Source organism: Limosilactobacillus rudii (genome assembly GCF_014145455.1).
GTDB lineage: Bacteria > Bacillota > Bacilli > Lactobacillales > Lactobacillaceae > Limosilactobacillus > Limosilactobacillus rudii.
In genome coordinates, this window is record NZ_JACIVB010000054.1 from 216,323 (window position 1) to 234,856 (window position 18,534).

General features: G+C 39.3%; 19 protein-coding genes. 15 read left to right on the forward strand and 4 right to left on the reverse strand.

All coding sequences use genetic code 11. The features are described 5' to 3' along the window. Positions 1–121: 121 nt before the first annotated feature. The 5 genes from H5S39_RS06615 to H5S39_RS06635 are packed head-to-tail and all read left to right on the forward strand — an operon-like array spanning position 122 to position 3,000. A complete protein-coding gene (locus H5S39_RS06615; protein WP_182596300.1) occupies positions 122–535 on the forward strand; it encodes a bis(5'-nucleosyl)-tetraphosphatase in 414 nt (137 codons plus the stop codon). A 2-nt stretch (positions 536–537) separates the two neighbouring features. After that, on the forward strand, positions 538–1,104 hold the full coding sequence (locus tag H5S39_RS06620; protein ID WP_182596301.1) for a guanylate kinase: 567 nt from the start codon (positions 538–540) through the stop codon (positions 1,102–1,104). A 49-nt stretch (positions 1,105–1,153) separates the two neighbouring features. After that, complete coding sequence (locus H5S39_RS06625) at positions 1,154–1,591, forward strand: Fur family transcriptional regulator (protein ID WP_182596302.1); 438 nt, start codon at positions 1,154–1,156, stop codon at positions 1,589–1,591. A gap of 59 nt (positions 1,592–1,650) precedes the next feature. Next, on the forward strand, positions 1,651–2,142 hold the full coding sequence (locus H5S39_RS06630; RefSeq protein ID WP_182596303.1) for a hypothetical protein: 492 nt from the start codon (positions 1,651–1,653) through the stop codon (positions 2,140–2,142). Positions 2,143–2,160: 18 nt separating this feature from the next. Next, the gene (locus H5S39_RS06635) at positions 2,161–3,000 is read left to right on the forward strand and encodes a DUF6681 family protein (protein WP_182596304.1); all 840 of its coding nucleotides are present in this window, start codon (positions 2,161–2,163) and stop codon (positions 2,998–3,000) included. A 62-nt stretch (positions 3,001–3,062) separates the two neighbouring features. Here H5S39_RS06635 and H5S39_RS06640 read toward each other — a convergent pair whose 3' ends face one another. Beyond that, complete coding sequence (locus H5S39_RS06640) at positions 3,063–3,305, reverse strand: PspC domain-containing protein (protein WP_182596305.1); 243 nt, start codon at positions 3,303–3,305, stop codon at positions 3,063–3,065. Positions 3,306–3,616: 311 nt separating this feature from the next. On the opposite strand from H5S39_RS06640, the gene H5S39_RS06645 reads away from it, so the two are divergent. The 7 genes from H5S39_RS06645 (at position 3,617) to H5S39_RS06675 (ending at position 10,237) form a co-directional block, all read left to right on the forward strand. Continuing rightward, positions 3,617–4,153: a TetR/AcrR family transcriptional regulator gene (locus H5S39_RS06645; RefSeq protein WP_182596306.1), complete on the forward strand. Its 537-nt coding sequence runs from the start codon at positions 3,617–3,619 to the stop codon at positions 4,151–4,153. 36 nt (positions 4,154–4,189) lie between these two features. Continuing rightward, entirely contained in the window at positions 4,190–7,057 is a 2,868-nt protein-coding gene (locus H5S39_RS06650; RefSeq protein ID WP_182596307.1) for a YhgE/Pip domain-containing protein, read from the forward strand. Positions 7,058–7,218: 161 nt separating this feature from the next. Then, positions 7,219–8,205, forward strand: a complete 987-nt coding sequence (locus H5S39_RS06655) for a D-2-hydroxyacid dehydrogenase (RefSeq protein WP_182596308.1) — start codon at positions 7,219–7,221, stop codon at positions 8,203–8,205. A 256-nt stretch (positions 8,206–8,461) separates the two neighbouring features. Further along, on the forward strand, positions 8,462–8,650 hold the full coding sequence (locus H5S39_RS06660; RefSeq protein WP_182596309.1) for a CsbD family protein: 189 nt from the start codon (positions 8,462–8,464) through the stop codon (positions 8,648–8,650). A 2-nt stretch (positions 8,651–8,652) separates the two neighbouring features. Then, entirely contained in the window at positions 8,653–8,901 is a 249-nt protein-coding gene (locus tag H5S39_RS06665) for a GlsB/YeaQ/YmgE family stress response membrane protein (protein WP_182596310.1), read from the forward strand. A 177-nt stretch (positions 8,902–9,078) separates the two neighbouring features. Further along, positions 9,079–9,522: a CidA/LrgA family protein gene (locus H5S39_RS06670; RefSeq protein WP_182596311.1), complete on the forward strand. Its 444-nt coding sequence runs from the start codon at positions 9,079–9,081 to the stop codon at positions 9,520–9,522. Beyond that, positions 9,506–10,237 (forward strand): LrgB family protein, encoded by a 732-nt coding sequence (locus H5S39_RS06675; RefSeq protein ID WP_182596377.1) that lies wholly within the window; start codon positions 9,506–9,508, stop codon positions 10,235–10,237. The genes H5S39_RS06670 and H5S39_RS06675 overlap by 17 nt, the downstream gene beginning before the upstream one ends. Positions 10,238–10,403: 166 nt before the next feature. Here the strand turns inward: H5S39_RS06675 and hflX are convergent, their stop codons facing one another. The 3 genes from hflX to H5S39_RS06690 form a co-directional block, all read right to left on the reverse strand. Further along, positions 10,404–11,681, reverse strand: a complete 1,278-nt coding sequence (gene hflX, locus H5S39_RS06680; RefSeq protein WP_182596312.1) for a GTPase HflX — start codon at positions 11,679–11,681, stop codon at positions 10,404–10,406. A 37-nt stretch (positions 11,682–11,718) separates the two neighbouring features. Next, entirely contained in the window at positions 11,719–12,369 is a 651-nt protein-coding gene (locus H5S39_RS06685; protein ID WP_182596313.1) for a histidine phosphatase family protein, read from the reverse strand. Between the two features lie 74 nt (positions 12,370–12,443). After that, positions 12,444–13,094, reverse strand: a complete 651-nt coding sequence (locus H5S39_RS06690; protein WP_182596314.1) for a DedA family protein — start codon at positions 13,092–13,094, stop codon at positions 12,444–12,446. Positions 13,095–13,317: 223 nt separating this feature from the next. Here H5S39_RS06690 and helD point away from each other — a divergent pair, with 223 nt between their 5' ends. The 3 genes from helD (at position 13,318) to H5S39_RS06705 (ending at position 18,525) form a co-directional block, all read left to right on the forward strand. Then, positions 13,318–15,624, forward strand: a complete 2,307-nt coding sequence (gene helD / locus H5S39_RS06695; protein WP_182596315.1) for an RNA polymerase recycling motor HelD — start codon at positions 13,318–13,320, stop codon at positions 15,622–15,624. A 91-nt stretch (positions 15,625–15,715) separates the two neighbouring features. Further along, positions 15,716–17,059 (forward strand): FAD-dependent oxidoreductase, encoded by a 1,344-nt coding sequence (locus H5S39_RS06700; RefSeq protein WP_182596316.1) that lies wholly within the window; start codon positions 15,716–15,718, stop codon positions 17,057–17,059. Between the two features lie 113 nt (positions 17,060–17,172). Next, entirely contained in the window at positions 17,173–18,525 is a 1,353-nt protein-coding gene (locus H5S39_RS06705) for an FAD-dependent oxidoreductase (protein WP_182596317.1), read from the forward strand. Positions 18,526–18,534 lie beyond the last annotated feature (9 nt).

Below are 18,534 nucleotides of genomic sequence, written 5' to 3' on the forward strand. Positions count from 1 at the left end.
CCTTTGCTATAATATAATGGATATGCTGCAAAAAGGTTGCGGCACATTTATAATTAATAATGATACCTGTAACCAATATTAAAAGTCAATTAGAAAATTAAATTACAAAAAGAGGGATAAAATGGCAATTGAAGTAACTAGCGGAGCGGTTGTATATCGTCGTAGTAAGAATGGAATTGAGTACCTATTATTAGAGAGTCAAAATAAGGGGCATTTCTGGGGATTTCCTAAGGGCCACGTAGAAAAAGGAGAAACTCTTAAAGAAACAGCAAGTAGAGAAATTAAAGAGGAGACTCAACTCGAATTGCCAATTGATACGAGTTTTAATGTATATACTGAATACGATCTTCCAAATGGTAACCATAAACAGATGACCTTATATACGGCGCTTTTAGATGATAATGAAGACGTTCATTTGCAAGCGGAGGAAATTAAAAACTGTGGCTGGTTCGATTATCAAGATGCTCGCAAGCAATTGACTTATGATAATTTGAAAACATTGCTTGACCAAGTTAATGATCATTTAACTAAGTAATCATGCAAAAAAGCAAGTATGTGTTTGTAATTACTGGGGCGGCTGGTTCAGGAAAAACTACTGTGGCTAATTATTTGCGCGAACGATATCATATGCACCGGGTAATAACCCATACAACACGATTACCACGACCGGGTGAACGTGATGGGGTTGATTATCATTTTGAAACTTCTGAGACGATGAAAAAACTCCATCTTCTTGAACAGGTGACATATGATCAATCGCAATATGGTTCGTCTTTAGAGGGACTTGAAGAAGGATGGCGACAAGGGCAAAATGATGTTGTTGTGTTAGATACTGCCGGTGCAATTACATACCATCAGCGACTCCACCAACAAGCAGTGATAATATTTTTAACCGTGACGCACATGAAGTCTCTGGCAAAGCGAATGACGCTGCGTGGTGATAAGATAGATGCAGTTAAGTCGCGCTTGCAGAGCAAAGAGTACCACCGCGACCTTATGTTGCCACCAGCACTAAAAGGTGTTGCACATGTCGTTACAAATGATCAGTGGGAAAATACAAAAAAACAAATAGATGCAATTGTAAAACAAATAATCACCGTTTAAATGAAAATTATGTTAAAATGGCAGTCCTAAACTGGAGGTGTAGCGGAGAATGCAGGAACTAATCGATCAAGCGCAAACAATTATTAAGCAGAATCACTTGCGGTGGACTAAACAGCGAAAAATGATGATTACATCAGTCGCTCAACAGCCAGATCGTTATTTTAATATTGTTGAAATTGATAAGTATCTTCGTAAACAATACCCAGGGTTAAGTCACGATACAATTTATCGTAACTTTAAGGAATTTGAAAAACTAGGAATTGTTGAATTGCGTCAGCATGATGATCAGATGCAGGTCAAATATTCATGTGATACTGCTCACCACCATCATTTTATTTGTGATGTTTGTGGCCGCGTGCAGGAGATTCAGATGCCATCGCTTGATATGCAATTTTTCGAAAAGCAACTTCCAGGAGCTAAAATTACTGGTCACCGTTTCGAGTTACATGGAATTTGTGCCAGCTGTCAGACAAAATCTTTAAAATAAATTCATATTTATCGTGGGTATTTTCGTGTATGATATACTCTGGAAAAGGAGAATGAACTATGGGAGCAAAAATACCACCACTAGTAACCCCGTTTGCACTTGTTTCTTTAGTCCTTGCGCTAGGAGCCACTAATGTTGTGGTTAATAAGGCAACACATACTTCGGAAGGTGCAAAAGTAACATCAGTGTCAAGTAGTCGTCAATTCCAACAATCAGGCGATAATGAAGACGATCAGTCGAGTCGGAATTCACAGAGTACTCGTGACAACGATGGCGATGATGCAAGCAGTTCATCAGCTATGAGGACAAGTAATAATAATGACACGACGACTGATAACACTGATAATGATAATGGTACTAACCGTACTACAAAATCAACGGGCAATACTAACAACAACAACACGACCACAAATAGGTCAAATAATAATGAAAATACTACTGCTAACCAAAATAGTACAGCACAATCGACTGGTGGTAGTACTACTAGTAATAATGCGACAACTCAAGGAACGACTACTGGTAACACTACCGGAACAACTTCAAATGAATAATAAGGAGGCGGGTTATTAATGTTTAGTTTTCTTGATATGATTAACTCGTCATTGAGTTATTTCAACTTGGACGTTAAGTTAAAAAGTCGAATTTATATCATTATTGCCACTTTGGGTGATATTTATTTAGTATATGTTACTTTTCGTTTGTTTATGAATCATGTTTGGCTTCGAGCACTATTATATTGTTTAGCAGTGATTGGCTTGACATATTTTATATACTTAAATTTTGTCTTTTACTTTTTAGAAAAGACTTCAAAATTTGATGTGATTTCACCGCGGGTAGCCAAGATTACGGGACAGAAGTTTGACGATGGCAAGACAAAAGTACCATTGGATGCACAGCAACGCTTAGCAACTGAATTAGCGAACCGTTCTAATGGCTTATTTACTAATGCGGATACTATTCCAGCTGCGGTTGCAATTGATGAGCATGAACAGCATAACTTACATGAAGTGGTTGACCGCTTATTAATGGAAGGTATTTTCGTCAATGGTTATGATGGCTTAAGTGAAAAAGAAATCGTTGAGCAGTATCATGCGACAGATAAGCCAGTAACAGCGTTAAATTCGCAGTCTATACCGCCATACTTTGAATTAGTTCATGATGAATTACGTCATCGTCTAGAAATATATATTGGAATTAACCAGATGGAACGACGCCCAGTAGGACATATTACTAAGATTGGTCTTACCGATGTCCATACTGCCCATGATAAATACCAGTTATATCTTGCATCAGTTATTGTAAGTGGCGGTCCAAATAAAATTGCTGGACGGAGTGGTTCAACAATTTTGACAGATGAAGATTACGGCCTGCAAGTTCAGGTTGCGTATAAGCAACGGCAAGAAATTTAATTTTAAACTAAAAAAGCTAATTTAGGTTTAAGACCTAGATTAGCTTTTTTAGTTGACGAGTTTTATTTTTCTCTAAATTCACCATCGACAATATTGCTATTATCGTTGTTATTATGTTCGGGCATAATTAACGCTGCTAGTAAGTAGAAAACACCAAGCGGGAAGAATCCCGTAAATACGAAAATCAGAAGACCAATTACCCGGACAAGGGTTTCGTCAAGGCCAAAGTAATCGGCAATTCCACCAAATACACCAAGAAATACCTTGTTTTTTGACTTTGTTAAGTGTTTCTTTGCTTTTGCCATAATAACGGCCCCCTTTGATAGATATTAATTAAACTTATTATCCCTTAATTGTAAACAAATACTTGTAGCGTCGCAAGTTATGAGTAGCCAAGGCGACGAATAAAAGTTGTATTAAATTCAAGATAGCCTTGACCACTTGATTATAAGAGAATAACATAGAACTTTGTCGGGCAAATTTATATTTGATTTTTGAGACAAAAATTGTGCTTTGTCGTATTAAAAGATGGTTATCTTTAATTGGCCCTGTTGTAGTAATTTGCAACGGGATAGAATAGGCATGTTAAATTTGTATTGTTAGGGAGGGAAAAGTTGTGCGTGTTACAAGAACTGTTCGTGACTTTGAAAATGCATTATTGACATTATTAGAAAAAAATTCATTTGAACATTTGACAGTCGATCAGATTTGCAAAGAAGCATTATTGCATCGTAGTAGTTTTTATCGTTATTTTAGCGATAAGTACGACCTGTTAGAACAAACGTTAAACGCTCAAATCAATAAGCTGACGGAAAATACAGATTCTGAAGATGACATTATTAAGCAATTATTATCATATATTGAAAAGCATAAAGAAATCATCCGTCACTTAGCACCTAATAGTGCACGGAGCTCTTTATACACAGAAATTCTTAATATTCTGAGTCAAGTATTGCTAGAACGACGGAATATTGAAGCTAATGATCCGATTGTGATTGCGTTGCAAAAGTCTGATAACCCTGAAATGCTTGCGTATGTTTTAAGCGGCGCAATTATTGGCACCTTCTACTGGTGGCAGGGTAATAATTATGACGTACCGACTGAAGACGTTGTAAAATTTGCGCGGTCAGCAACAAGGTCGTTAACTAACTAAAATTATGAAAGGATAAATTCTGAGGTGAAATATTAAATGTGGAGCATGATAAAGGACGAATTTCGTCATATTTTGCATAATCGTTTATTACTTTTATCAGTGACGGTTATTTGCTTCATACCTTTCCTATACAGTATTTTCTTCTTAAAGTCAGTATGGGATCCGTATGGAAGTACACAAAATTTACCGGTAGCGGTTGTTAACAAGGATGTTCCCGTTGAATACCAGGGTCGGAAGATGGACGTTGGAAAACAAACAGTTGATGAATTAAAAAAGAATCATCAATTAAAATGGGAATTTGTTTCAGCTAAAGAAGCTAAATATGGAATGAGTCATCGTAAATACTATGCGGTAGTTACTATTCCTAAAGACTTCTCTGAAGATGCAACGACTGTTTTGCATAAGCATCCTCAACCAATGAAGTTAAAATATGAGACCAACGGATCATTAAACTATATTGGTCAAGTTATTACCCAAATGGGGATGACAAAGCTAAACCAAAAGATTCGTGCATCAGTGACTAATGCTTACGCAACGGTAATGTTTAAGGAATTGCATGTTGTTGGTAAAGGGATGAATACTGCTGCCAATGGTGCTGAGCAAATTGGCACTGGAATGGTTACCTTAAGCGATGGTGTTAACCGTTATGTCGCTGGGGTTTCTCAAGTAAACAATGGTGTTCAGACTTTACGGGTAAGTGTTACCCCATTAGCAAGCGGAGCACAACAGCTTGCTTCTGGAAGTCAAACTCTTGCTAACGGGATTGCTCAATACACTGGCGGAGTTAGTCTCCTAGGTAATGGTGTTGGTCAGTTAATGGCAAACTCCGGATCGTTAAACTCAGGTGCTGGACAATTAAGTAGTGGGTTAAATACGCTAATGGCAAATTCTGGAGCACTTAACTCGGGTGCTAGTCAATTAAATAGCGGCCTTAATACCCTAATGGCTAATTCTGGTACATTAAATGGTGGTGCTGAGAAATTAAGCTCTGGTCTAAATACCTTAAGTGGTAATTCATCTAGTTTGCGTAGTGGTTCTAATCAATTAGCTAACGGAGCTAACCAATTAAATAACACAGTTAATGCGCAACTTGGCAGCCTCAATCTTAACGGTATTATGGGCGAATTGGACAAAGCACAAAATCTTCAACAAAGCTTGGCTCAACTACAATCAGGATTATCTACTGCAAAGGGTGCGCTTGCTGGTGTTCAAACTAGTGCTGGTAAGCTTCAACAAGCGTCAGGTGCTTTATCAGGGGCAGCCAATGCCGGTAACCAACTTAAGGGTGTTGCAACTAATGATGGCGAAATTGCCGGATTAGCTCAACAAATTATGAAGGATGATAAGGCTAGTGACGCCACTAAGCAAGCTGCTCAACAAATTGCGGCTAAGGCTGGTAGCAATGTCTCAACTATTCAAGGTTTAAGTGGAACACTAGGTCAATTAAATAGTTTGCAAGGTAGTCTTAGTGGAATGCAACAACAGCTTGGCCAATTGTCGCAAATGTCAGCAGTATTAGATAGTGCTGATGGGACAATGAAGCAAGCTAATGACTTATTAGCAAGCTTAAATGGATACAAGGGCACCTTAGCAGCCATGCCTGGTACTGTTGATAAACTTAAGGATGCGACAAGCCAAATTGCTACAGGTGCAAGTTCTCTTAACAACGGTGTTAGTCAATATACTAATGGTGTTGATACTGCTGCTAGCGGTGCAGGAACGTTGAATGCTGGTATTGGTCAATACACAGCTGGAGTTGCTCAAGCGGGCGCCGGTGCAGGTCAATTGGCAAGCGGTATTGGTCAATACACAGCTGGAGTTGCTCAAGCAGGTGCTGGTGCCGGTCAATTAGCAAGCGGTGTTCGTCAATACACAGCCGGTGTTGGTCAACTTGGTAGTGGTATTAGCCAACTTAACGCTAATAGCGGTGCCTTGAATTCAGGTGCTGCACAATTAGCAGGTGCTTTAGGTCAATTAAATGGTCAGGTTCCTGCATTAGTCGCTGGCGTTAACCAATTAGCGGCTGGAACCCAACAGCTTCAGGATAATTCACCTGCACTTGTATCAGGAATTACCCGGTTAAATGCTGGTGCTTCTAAGTTAGCAACCGCTCTTCAAGGTGGTGCTAAGAAGATTAATGGTATTAAGACATCACCACGGACGGCAAAGATGTTTGCTGAACCAACAACACTTAAGCACACTGATTACAGCTATGTACCAAATTATGGTCATGCCTTGGCACCATACGTTCTATCAGTTGCTTTATATGTTGGTGCCTTAGTATTCAACTTTGTTTACCCAATTCGGCGGGTTGCTGATTACGGCAAGTCACCAGCTGCTTGGTGGGCAAGTAAGGTTGTCGTTGGATCAATTGTGGTTACCGCAATGGCAGTTGCCGAAGACGCAATCATGATGGCTTGTGGATTAACGGTTATTCACCCTGCATCATTCTTTACAACAACGATCTGCTTCGGTCTAGCGTCGATGGCAATCGTAATGTTCTTATCGATGCTGTTCGATAACCCTGGTCGTTTCTTTGCCATGGTTCTCCTGATGTTACAATTAGGTGGTTCTGGTGGGACTTTCCCAATGGAAGTTACGATGAAGTTCTATAATGTTATTCACTGGTACCTGCCAATGACTTACTCAATTCTCGGATTGCGTGATTCAATTTCTGGCGGTCTTGGTCAACATTACACTATGTTCTGTAACATTGTTCTCTTAGTGATTGCGATTGTATTCTACATCCTCTTGTTATTCGGAATGATTTGGTTACAACGTCACCACTATGCTGGACGGTCAGAACTTGATAATAATCAAGAACTATTAGGCCCTGAAGGTGATTACGACGGAATGCACCTTCAACAACGTGAACCGGACCAAAATAAAAACGGTGAACAATAAATAAGATAAGCTTGTAGTAGTAATAAAGCTGCTGCAGGCTTATTTTTTATGCGGTAAATCATTAAATGTTCATTATATGTGAGGCTATTCTACTGCTAGTGTAGAAAAAGAGTGATAAGCTAAAGATGTAACCAATTTCATCGAAAGGAATGAGTAAACTGATGAAATTAATCATATATAGTGTTCGTGACGCAGAGAGACCATATATTACGGCATGGGCAAAGAAAACAGGTCATGAGGTAAAAATGGTGACGAAGCCATTAAATGATGAAACGATTGAGCTTGCACAGGATTGCGATGGTATTTCTATCCAACAAACTGCTAAACTCGGTGAGATATACGAAAAGCTAGCAGCAATGGGGATCAAGCAATTATCAACACGAACAGTTGGTGTAGATATGATTGATCTTGATGCTTGCAAGACTAATGATATTGTTGTAACAAATGTTCCGGTATATTCTCCACGGGCAATTGCGGAAATGGGTGTTACTCAAGCGATGTATCTCTTGCGGCGAATTGGTGAATTTCGTAAGCAAATGAGTAATGACGATTTCCGGTGGCGCGATGACCTAATCAGTAATGAAATTTATAATTTGACTGTGGGTGTCGTAGGATTAGGTAATATTGGTGGCGCGACTGCTCAGATTTACAAGGCACTAGGTGCAAAGGTTTTAGCTTACGATCCGTCCTATAACGTTGAGTATGAACCATACGTTGAATATACTGACTTTACAACTGTAATTAAAAGTGCTGACATATTAACTTTACATACTCCTTTATTACCTAGTACGGAGAATATGATTGCAGCTCCACAATTTAAGATGATGAAGAAGAATGCATACCTGATTAATATGGCACGGGGTGGTCTCGTAAATACTGCTGATTTAATTTCAGCATTGGAGAACCACGAAATCGCTGGTGCAGGTTTAGATACCCTTGCAGATGAGACCACATTCTTTTCCAAAAAAGTTTCTCCTGATAAAGTGCCTGCTGATTATAAAAAGTTAGCAGCGATGCCTAATGTCCTTATAACACCGCATGTTGCATTTTTGACACAGACTTCTATTCGCAACATGGTCGAAATCAGTTTAAATGATGTGGCAGCAATTATTGAGGGGAAGCATTCACGTAACGAAATCCGTATGTAAATAATTTAGAAATTCAGAGTAACCTTAGTTTGTTCTGAATTTTTTTATAAAATAAGTCCTTAATAAGATTATTCAATTAAGACATAAATAAAATTATTAAGTAAGTCATAAGTACACGCTAAAGATATCGCTTTCTCGGTAAATAGTTGTTAGACTTAGAATCATCAATTACCACTAGTCAAGCAAGAAAGGAGTTTTATTTAACGGAATGTTGTCAGCCACTTGATAGCCAGTATAGAAGAAAGGACTGATAATAATGGCTAGCGATAAACACGGAATAAAAGATAAAGTAGCGGGAAAATTAAAAGAAGTTGAAGGAAAATTAACTAATGATAAGTCCCGTGAAGGCGAAGGAAAATTACAGAAACTTAAAGGAAAAATCAAGGATAAGGCGGCCGACCTTAAAGAGGATTTAGAAGATAAAAGAAACGAAAAGGAGGGATAACTATGTATTGGATTTGGGTAATAATTGTTGGTGGACTAATCGGATTAGCCGCGGGTGCAATAACTCGGCGTGGCGGATCGATGGGTGTAATCAGTAACATCATCGCTGGGCTAGTAGGTTCAGTAGTTGGTGAGGCAGTACTTGGCGCCTGGGGTCCCCAGGTAGCAGGAATGGCGATTGTGCCATCAATAGTAGGGGCAGTTATTCTTGTTATGATTGTGTCTCTTATCTTTGGTATTCGAACTGACTAATCAAAATAAATTCACATTATTAAAATAGGCTCGCCAGTTTGTACAATCTAGCGAGCCTGTTTTGGGTATTATGATAAAGATAATAGTGAAAATAGCTACAAATAAACCGCTTTCATAGTTGCGTTAACTCCCGTATAATTAATATTGAAAATATATAGAATACGGAGGACTACTAATATGACGCCAAAAGGTAAAAAAGAAAAGAAGGCGCCGATTCTTGTTCAAATGGGAATCTTTGCTGGCGTTTTGTGGGTTGCTAGTATTATTTCTAGTGTTTTGCCGAGTAATTTTATCGTCCCTACACCAGTAATTGGGTTAGTCTTATTGTATTTGCTGCTTACTTTAAAGATTGTCAAGGTCGAGTGGGTAGAAGATTTTGGCATATTTATGATTAGTTTAATTGGTTTTCTGTTTGTTCCATCGGGAATTCAAATTGCAAATGATCTTAGAATATTACGTGAAGAGGGGCTACAGATTGTCCTTGTAATTATTATTGCGACGGTTACCCTATTGGTTGTAACCGCATATGTCACTCGCTTTGTAATTGCAATTCACCACCGTATCAATCAAAAGCATGGACAAATAACGCGGGGAGGTGTAGATGATGGCAACATTGAATAATACGCTGGCCTTACCGTTTACTGGCATTTTTATTTCGCTGGCTGTTTTTCTCCTTGGACAGTGGCTCTTTAAGATTACTAAGGGCTTTTTCCTGTTTCAGCCCTTATTTTTTGGAATGGTTACCGGTATTATTCTCCTATTTATTTGGGGAAAGATAGGCGGAATGTCTACCGCATATGTTTATCGTCATTATTATAAACCGGGTGGGGATATAATTTTTTGGTTCCTCAATCCTGCAACCATTGCCTTTGCGATTCCGCTATTTAAACGAAACCAGGTTTTAAAAAAGTACTGGTTTGATATTTTAATTTCATTGGTAATTAGTAGCGTTATTGCACTGTTTATTATTCTTGGCGCATCAAAACTCGTTGGCTTATCTTACCAATCAGCGGCCGCAATGCTTCCGCAGGCGGCAACAACGGCAATTGCAATGCCGATAACAGATGCAATCGGTGGAAATGCTGCAGTTACAGCGATGGCCTGCATCTTGAAAGCAGTCATTTTGTATGCCTTGGCAGATGCATTTATCAAGTTATTTAGACTGCAGGGTTCTAAAATTGGCCTAGGACTCGGATTAGGAACCGGGGGAACAGTCGGTTCAGCGAAGGCATTGCAGTTTGGTGAATTAGAAGGAGCAATGGCTTCGGTTTGCGTTGTTATTATTGGGATTGTGGTTGATTTAGTGGTTATTCCATTTGCACAAATATTTATGTAGCTAATAATAAACGAGGGCGCTTTAATACCCTTGCACGTAAAATAGGCATCTAGAGCTTTTATCAGCTTTAGGTGCCGTTTATTTTCCCAATATTTTCATTGCGGTAATAAAAAAGCCGGGAAATAACCCGACCTTTAAAAGATAAGGATGTAATAGGTGCAGTAGCTTAAGCTTGTTCATACTTATTGTAACGTTGGTAATCTTGTGTTGACATCTCCACGGTTAACAGTGTTCCGTTACTCTTGTATTCGGTGTCTAAGATATTAGTATGTTCATTTAGGTATGAGACAACATGTCCATCAGTAAATGGAATTAAGAGGGTAGCGGTAACGTAGTCTTTAAAAAGATGTTTTTTGATGACATCAACTAATAGATCAAGCGATGCATCTTGCTTAGCAGAAATAACTACCTGGTCATCGCCCTCTAAAATTGGAAATTCGATTTCAGTTTTATCGGCTTTATTAAAGACATTAATCATTGGGATGTCTTCAATTCCGATTTGTTTAAGGGTTTTTGCAGTCGTTGCCATCATTTGTTTATAATGCGGATCGGAGTAATCAATCACTTGGATTAATAAGTCCGCATTAGCAGCTTCGGCAAGTGTTGACTTAAATGATTCAACAAGGTGGGTTGGTAATTTGCTGACAAAGCCAACGGTATCACTTAGCAAGAATCGCTTTTGGTCTGGAAGAGTTAGTTGTCGTACACTTGTATCAAGAGTTGCAAATAACATATTCTTTTCAAAAACAGTCTTTTCTTCCGCTGCCCCATATTTACGAACGAGTCCATTCATAATTGTTGACTTACCAGAGTTAGTATAACCAACTAAAGCGGCAGTCGGGATTGCACTTTTTGCTCGCAGTTTACGCTTTGTCTGCTCAGATTTATCGATGCTAGCAAGTTCTTGACGAAGGTGGGCAATATGGTGTTGGATAGTTCGTCTATCCATTTCTAGTTTAGTTTCACCAGCACCACGGTTGGTAAAACCACTTCCGCCACCTGTTTGCTGATCTAACCGCTCACTTGCACTTGTTTGGAGACGTGGGAGACGATACTGCAATTCGGCAATTTGTACCTGGAGTTTTGCCTCTTTGGTTTGCGCACGATTTGCAAAAATTTCAAGAATCAGGGCAGTACGGTCCAAAATTCGACAGCCAGTTCCCTCTTCAAGATTACGTAATTGACTTGGTGAGAGTTCATCATTAGTAATAATTGTTGGTACATGGTTAGCATCCGCAACATCGCGAATTTCTTCGACTTTTCCTTTACCAAAGTATGTTGCTGGATTTGGCCGGTCAATAACTTGATCAATCCGGGTGATAACTTCCATGTGATTAGCCTGTGCTAGTTCGGCTAATTCAACCATTGAGTAGTCAAAATCTTGCTGACCTGTATCGAGTCCAGTGATAATTACTGGTTCAGCAGTTTGTATGGTAGTGTCCATTGAAGAATAAAGTTCCCCCTTTTATAAATGGATATTATTACGGTAATTCAAGCTTATTATAAAAATCAACAGTAGTATTGTCTTGGGAAAGTGTTAATTTAGTAATGCTGCCGTTACGAGGTGAATCGCCTGGATCGTAAGCATCGGAATAACGCTGAACGATTGAGCGAATAGTAGCACCGTGCGAAACAACGAGTACCTTGGATCCGTCCGGTAATGCTCGCAGACGGTCAAAGCCCTTGTCCACTCGCTTCCAAAAAGCAATGTGATCCTCGGCGGTACCATAGTTATCAGCAGCAGCAATCTTGTCTTTTAATTTATCAGGGCCCCAGCCAGCAACCATTTCGGCAAAGCTATGATATCCTTCTGGTCCACCAAGAAAGTCGGCAAATTGTTGTCCATTTTCTCCTTCAAAGTAGCCAAAGAATTCTTCCCGGAAGGCAGGCTCAGCAACTGGCTTAGGATTATTTCCCGGGTGTTCAGCGAGTAAAAAGCGAGTAGTTGAAACTGTCCGTGCAAGATCGCTGCAGAATACATAGTCAAATTGAATTGGTGCTAACGCCCGACCTACTCGTCTGGCGTCTTCCTGTCCTTTTGGCGTAAGCGGACCATCAGACCATCCTTGCATCCTGTTGTAGAGGTTAAGATAGGTTTGTCCGTGTCGCACAAAGTAAACGCTAATTGCCATAGTTACTGTACTCCTTTAATCGAAAATGAGAATGCTTATTATATTTTAACATGATTTTACGTAAGAAAAAGCAATTAAAGCATTCGTTTACGTTTTATAATTCGTTGACGAAGCATCTTAATAGCTGTAAAAAGGATTACTATTATTAGTGAGCAGGCAACAAATGCTAAGATGATTAAGGAAAAGTGTTGCCGAACAAAGGGGATTGTTCCAAAATAAAAGCCACAGCCGGCGCCAATTGCTACCCACAGAATAACGCCAATAATATTGCCAATTGTGAAACGGTGAAATGGAAAACGCATTGTTCCGGCAATTAAGGGTACAAATGTCCTAATAAAGGGTACAAATCGTCCGAATGCTACTGCTTTAATTCCGTGCCGTTTTAAAAATCGCTGCGCCTTATCAAAGCGCGGCCCGATCATTTGCTTTTGGAGCCACTGCCAATGAGATAATGAGCGACCAATAAAGTAATTAACAGTATCACCGATTAAGGCGGCGAAGAAAAATACTGGGATAACGATTTCCATTTTCAAAACGGGGTGGTAGGCGATAAACGAGCAAGTTAAGAAGATCAGTGATTCACCGGGAAGCCATGGGAAGATAACTAACCCGGTTTCCATGAAAATTAGGGTGAAAAGAAGAACATAACTCCATGGCCCCATCCATTCAAACATTGGAATGATTGTTTCTGCAATGTGAGTGAGTAAGTAAATAAAATGTCCCATGAGTCTTCCTCCTCTCTTAGTACATAATTTTATTTATTGTAGCCTTATTTTTTAAAATTATGTATTGGTGGTTATAAAATTAAGCGACATTTAATAATTAGGGGCGGTTAAGGTGAAAATTAACAGGATAGCCGCTGAAAATGATATAATAGTTGGATGATTTTAATAAGATATGGCAATTTATGAAATATATTTACAGAAAAAGAAGGGTAGGAGAATCTGAATGTCTGCAAATACAGAAAAAGAATTAGAGCAAAAATACCTTGATAATGTTATTGAAAAAGTAAAAGAAGCCGAGCAAACAGCTGAGAAAAAAATCAAGACTGCACGGCATGATATTAAAGGAATTAATAAGCAGATTGATGATATTCATTTAAATACTACTACTTATTCTGGCATGATGGACACCGCCATGTCGTTTCGCGCGCAACAACAAATGTTAGATGAGCGTCAAAATAGCTGGCAACACGCGGCAGATCGATTAGCAACTCTTAAACGGCTTGAAAAGAAGCCTTATTTTGCGCGAATTGACTTTCGTGAAAAGGGAGCGGCAGAAAAGGAAACTGTTTATATTGGGTTAGCATCGTTTACGGATAGGCCAGATCATTTTCTCGTGTATGATTGGCGTGCCCCGATTTCATCTGTTTACTATGAGGGAAAGCTAGGGGAAGTCAAGTACCAGACTCCGGTAGGCGAACAAGAGGTTGACCTTACCTTAAAGCGTCAATTTCAGATAAAGGACGGCGTTATCGTTACAATTTTTGATACAGATGAACAGGTTGGCGACCAGATGCTTTTAGAGGCGTTAGGCAACCATTCAAGTACGAAGATGAAGAGTATAGTAACGACCATCCAGCGTAAGCAAAACGAGATCATTCGTGATACCAAGGATGAATTATTATTTGTTCAGGGAGCGGCAGGATCAGGAAAGACAGCAGCAGTTTTACAACGAGTAGCATGGCTGTTATACCGCTACCGAGGAAATCTGACATCTTCACAAGTCGTTCTTTTTTCACCTAATCAATTATTCAATGATTATATCGATCAGGTTTTACCAGAACTTGGTGAACATAATATGGTACAAATGACATACTTTCAATTTGCCAATCGGCGTGTTCCTAAACTGCATGTGCAAAACCTTGAACAGCGTTTTGAAAGTCACGAGGATGCGACTGCCCAAAATGCGCAACGGTTACTAACAAGCTTGCAGTATTTCAATGCCACGGAGCGTTATGCTAAACACTTGGGCCATGCTAATATGCGTTTCCGTAACTTGATGTTTAACGGCAAGGTCTTTTTGAGCAAAGATAAAATTAAGGAAATCTATTATTCGTTTAACAATAATTATAACCTGGGAAATAGATTGGATGGGACGAAAGAAGAACTGATTAGATACCTTAATCGTCGTGTTAGCAGTGAAATGCGTAATAAATGGGTAGAAGATGAAATTCAGAGTTTAAGCAAAGAAGAAATTGATAATCTTTTCGGTAACCAACCACGGGAATTCGAGGACGAGGATAAGGAATATAAATTCTTAGCACGGCAAATTGTTATGCGGGCATTTATGCCAATCAAAAAAGCAATTGACCATAATCAATGGCTTAATATTAATGGGCAATTTTTACACTTCTTTCGGGTAACGCCTAAACTTGTTAATATAAATAGCTACGGAATCAGTGAAGAACAATGGCAACGTTATGTTGATAATCTTAAAGAGAATTTAAAACAGGGAAAAATTAGTGCTAACGGAATTACTATCTACCTTTATCTTTATGATTTGATTACCGGTAAACATGGTCAGCGTGATATTCGGTATGTCTTTGTTGACGAGGTGCAAGACTACGATGCATACCAGTTAGCTTATCTTAAATATCGTTTTCCACGGGCTAAATTTACCTTGCTCGGGGACCTTAATCAGGCAATCTTTACTCATGAAAATAGTCGCTCGCTTTTGCAACAGTTAGGGACAATGTTTGATCCAGAAAAGACAAAGGTGGTTCAGCTTACCAAGTCTTATCGGTCTACCAAACAAATCACCGACTTTACTAAGCATATTTTAGTTGACGGTGAAGCAATCGAAGCTTTTGAACGCGAAGGAGCAAAGCCGCAAATTTGTGAGACAAAGACAGAAGATGAGGCAGTGACCGCTGTTGTTGATGCGCTTAATAAATACAAGAAAGAACATGATGCAGTGGCAATCATCGGTAAGACATTAGCAGACAGCGAAGAGCTTTACCAGAAATTGATGGCACAGAATGTTAAAACAACCCTGATTCGGACGGAAAATCAACGGTTAGTCAATGGACCGATTATCGTTCCTTCATACCTTGCGAAGGGATTAGAGTTTGATGCGGTAATTGTCTGGAATGCTAACGATAAGCAATATCATGGCGATGGTGAACGACAATTACTTTATACTATTTGTTCACGTGCTATGCATGACCTTAGCTTAGTATCTATTGGTAAGGTGACAAGTTTAATTAATCAAGTCCCCGTTGACGAATATAAAAGGGTTATGAATAATAAATAAAGGTGATACGAATATTGCACTTTATAATATTAGATTTATAATTTAAATACGGATTAAAAGTAACGAAATAATTTCGGTGAGGAGTAGTACTATGAGGGTAATTATAATTGGTTGTACCTATGCGGGGATGACGGCTGCAGCACAAATTCTAAGGAGTCATCCAGACACGGAGGTCACAATTTATGATCGTAATGCAGTGGTTCCCTCAATCTCATATGAGATCAATGATTATGATGACCAAGATGCAGAATATCCCCGCTTGCGAACAGAACTGAGTCCGCAGCAACTAACCGTAATGGGTGCTGATGTTAAAATGGGATCCCTATTAATGGGGATTGATCCAACACAAAAGGTTGTTAAAATAATGGGGATGCTTGATGATAATACGACAGATGAGCATTATGATAAGCTAATTATTGCTAATGACTCTACTAGGATTGCGCCTAACCTTAAGGGAGTTGATAGCACTAACGTTACCCTTGTTAAAGATCAACAAGATGCTAAGGCGGCTGTCCTTTTGTCAACGATTGATCAGCAGATTGCGGTTATTGGTAATGATGCTTTAAGTCTTGGAATGGTTAATGCATTTCGCCAACAGAAAAAAACAGTTACTTTAATAACAAATGGTGAACCAATATTGCATTATTACTTTGAAGATGAATATTCAAAGCGTGCTGAAGATCTTTTAACGGCGAGCGATGTCAATGTAGTTACGGACGAACATGTAACCGAACTAGACGATAACGGGGTTGGTATTACGGTTACGACCGATAAGGGAACCTATAACGTTGGTCGCGCGGTTATTGCTGCAGGTCAGCAACCAGATACGTCTATCTATCAGGGAGTATTGGCGATGGATGATCAAGGGGCTCTTGAGATTGATGAATTTCTCCAAACATCTGTGTCGGATGTATACGCAATCGGCGGTTCGACGACATTGCGGTACAATCCGACTAACCAAAAGATTTATGATCCACAATCAACTGAAGCAGTTCGTCAAGCAGTGATTGCTGCAGAAAATGTTATGGGAAAACAGGTAAAAGATTCCGGAACTCAACTTAGTATGAGTATAAACCTTGATGGGACGACGATGGCTTCGGTTGGCCTTACCCTCGCACGGGCTCAACAAGCAGGAATTAATGCTGATGCAGTTACGATTGAAGATAATTATCGTCCAGAATTTATGCCAACTACTACACCAGTACTAATGACAGTTATTTGGGACAAGGATACTCGACGGATTTTAGGTGCTCAGATGATGAGTAAACATGATATTTCTGAATCGTTAAGTCTAATCTCCCTATGTATTCAAAATGAAAATACAATTGACTTTTTAGGGATGTATGACACAATGTTCCAACCAAATTTTGACCGGGCATTTAATTATGTTAATTTACTTGGCCAAGCTGCAATGGCAAAAGCAGGTAACGAATAATTAGATGATTTGGTAAAATAGTAAGTAAATAAGCAGTTATTTCGTTGATCCATTGATTATCGGAACGAAAAGTCTTACTTTAGAATAGTAGGAAAGTAAAATGAGGTGTAGATATGAAAGTAGTTATTGTTGGCTGTACGCACGCGGGCACGATAGCGGCAACCCAGATTTTAAATGCACATCCAGATGCTGAAGTTGTTATTTATGAACGAAATGATACGGTTTCGTTTCTATCATGCGGAATTGCTGTTTACTTGAGTGGTGAAGTTGGCGATCCGGATGCAATGTTTTATTCTAGTCCTAAGCAACTGGAAGAAATGGGTGCAACAGTTAAAGTAAAGCACAATGTATTAAGCGTTGATCCAACCACTAAGACGCTTGAAATTGAAGACCAAGAAACAGGTAAATTGACTGCTGACTACTATGATAAGCTGATTATTACGACCGGCTCATGGCCAGTTATTCCACCGGTTTCAGGACTTGAAAATAAAAACCTATACTTATGTAAGACCTATTACCATGCAAAGAAATTATTCCAGCTTGCTAAGGAAGTTAAGAAGATTATCGTTGTTGGTGGAGGATACATTGGAGTTGAATTGGTCGAAGCTTACTTACGTCAAGGACGAGATGTTACTTTGATTGATAGCTCTGATCAAATGTTATTGAAATACTTTGATAAGCAATATTCCGATCGGATCGGGCGCATTTTTAAGGATCATAATGCTCACCTTGAATTACGGCAACGGGTTACGGGATTTAAGGACAACGGTGCTAATGGTGTAAGTGTCATTACTAATAAGGGTAAGATTTATGATGCTGATATGGCGGTTCTCTGTGTCGGCTTCCGTCCTAACAGTGACCTTGTTCGTGGTAAGATCGAATTACACCCGGATGGCACAATTAAGACTAATGAATATATGCAGACTTCTGATCCTGATATCTATGCAGGTGGGGATGTGACATCCGTTCACTTTAACCCAACTAATACGGATCGGTATGTGCCACTTGCTACTAATGCGGTTCGTCAAGGAACAATTGCAGGGGTTAATGTTTTCGGTAACCAGATGAAGTATATGGGGACCCAGTCAACAACCGGCTTACACCTATTTGGTCACACAATGGTATGTACAGGATTGACTTTGCGACGGGCAAAAGAGTTCGGGATTGATGCGGATTCAGTTACGATTGAAGATAATTATCGTCCAGAATTTATGCCAACAACGACGCCTGTTTTTATGACGTTAGTGTGGGAAAAAGGAACACGACGGATTTTGGGTGCTCAGTTCATGAGTAAGCATGATGTTTCGCAATCTGCTAACTTAGTGTCAGTATGTATTCAAAACCGCAATTCAATTGACTTTCTTGCTTATGTTGATACGTTATTCCAGCCTAACTTTGACCGGCCATTTAATTATGTTAACTTGTTAGCACAAGCAGCTGTTGCTAAAGAAGATAAGAAAAAATAAGAGCGTGAA

Excerpts from the sequence above, each read along its gene's own strand:
- H5S39_RS06615 (WP_182596300.1), top strand. The coding sequence starts at position 122 with ATGGCAATTGAAGTAACTAGCGGAGCGGTTGTATATCGTCGTAGTAAG.
- H5S39_RS06620 (WP_182596301.1), top strand. The coding sequence starts at position 538 with ATGCAAAAAAGCAAGTATGTGTTTGTAATTACTGGGGCGGCTGGTTCA.
- H5S39_RS06625 (WP_182596302.1), top strand. The coding sequence starts at position 1,154 with ATGCAGGAACTAATCGATCAAGCGCAAACAATTATTAAGCAGAATCAC.
- H5S39_RS06630 (WP_182596303.1), top strand. The coding sequence starts at position 1,651 with ATGGGAGCAAAAATACCACCACTAGTAACCCCGTTTGCACTTGTTTCT.
- H5S39_RS06635 (WP_182596304.1), top strand. The coding sequence starts at position 2,161 with ATGTTTAGTTTTCTTGATATGATTAACTCGTCATTGAGTTATTTCAAC.
- H5S39_RS06640 (WP_182596305.1), bottom strand. The coding sequence starts at position 3,305 with ATGGCAAAAGCAAAGAAACACTTAACAAAGTCAAAAAACAAGGTATTT.
- H5S39_RS06650 (WP_182596307.1), top strand. The coding sequence starts at position 4,190 with ATGTGGAGCATGATAAAGGACGAATTTCGTCATATTTTGCATAATCGT.
- H5S39_RS06655 (WP_182596308.1), top strand. The coding sequence starts at position 7,219 with ATGAAATTAATCATATATAGTGTTCGTGACGCAGAGAGACCATATATT.
- H5S39_RS06660 (WP_182596309.1), top strand. The coding sequence starts at position 8,462 with ATGGCTAGCGATAAACACGGAATAAAAGATAAAGTAGCGGGAAAATTA.
- H5S39_RS06665 (WP_182596310.1), top strand. The coding sequence starts at position 8,653 with ATGTATTGGATTTGGGTAATAATTGTTGGTGGACTAATCGGATTAGCC.
- H5S39_RS06670 (WP_182596311.1), top strand. The coding sequence starts at position 9,079 with ATGACGCCAAAAGGTAAAAAAGAAAAGAAGGCGCCGATTCTTGTTCAA.
- H5S39_RS06675 (WP_182596377.1), top strand. The coding sequence starts at position 9,506 with ATGGCAACATTGAATAATACGCTGGCCTTACCGTTTACTGGCATTTTT.
- hflX (WP_182596312.1), bottom strand. The coding sequence starts at position 11,681 with ATGGACACTACCATACAAACTGCTGAACCAGTAATTATCACTGGACTC.
- H5S39_RS06685 (WP_182596313.1), bottom strand. The coding sequence starts at position 12,369 with ATGGCAATTAGCGTTTACTTTGTGCGACACGGACAAACCTATCTTAAC.
- H5S39_RS06690 (WP_182596314.1), bottom strand. The coding sequence starts at position 13,094 with ATGGGACATTTTATTTACTTACTCACTCACATTGCAGAAACAATCATT.
- helD (WP_182596315.1), top strand. The coding sequence starts at position 13,318 with ATGTCTGCAAATACAGAAAAAGAATTAGAGCAAAAATACCTTGATAAT.
- H5S39_RS06700 (WP_182596316.1), top strand. The coding sequence starts at position 15,716 with ATGAGGGTAATTATAATTGGTTGTACCTATGCGGGGATGACGGCTGCA.
- H5S39_RS06705 (WP_182596317.1), top strand. The coding sequence starts at position 17,173 with ATGAAAGTAGTTATTGTTGGCTGTACGCACGCGGGCACGATAGCGGCA.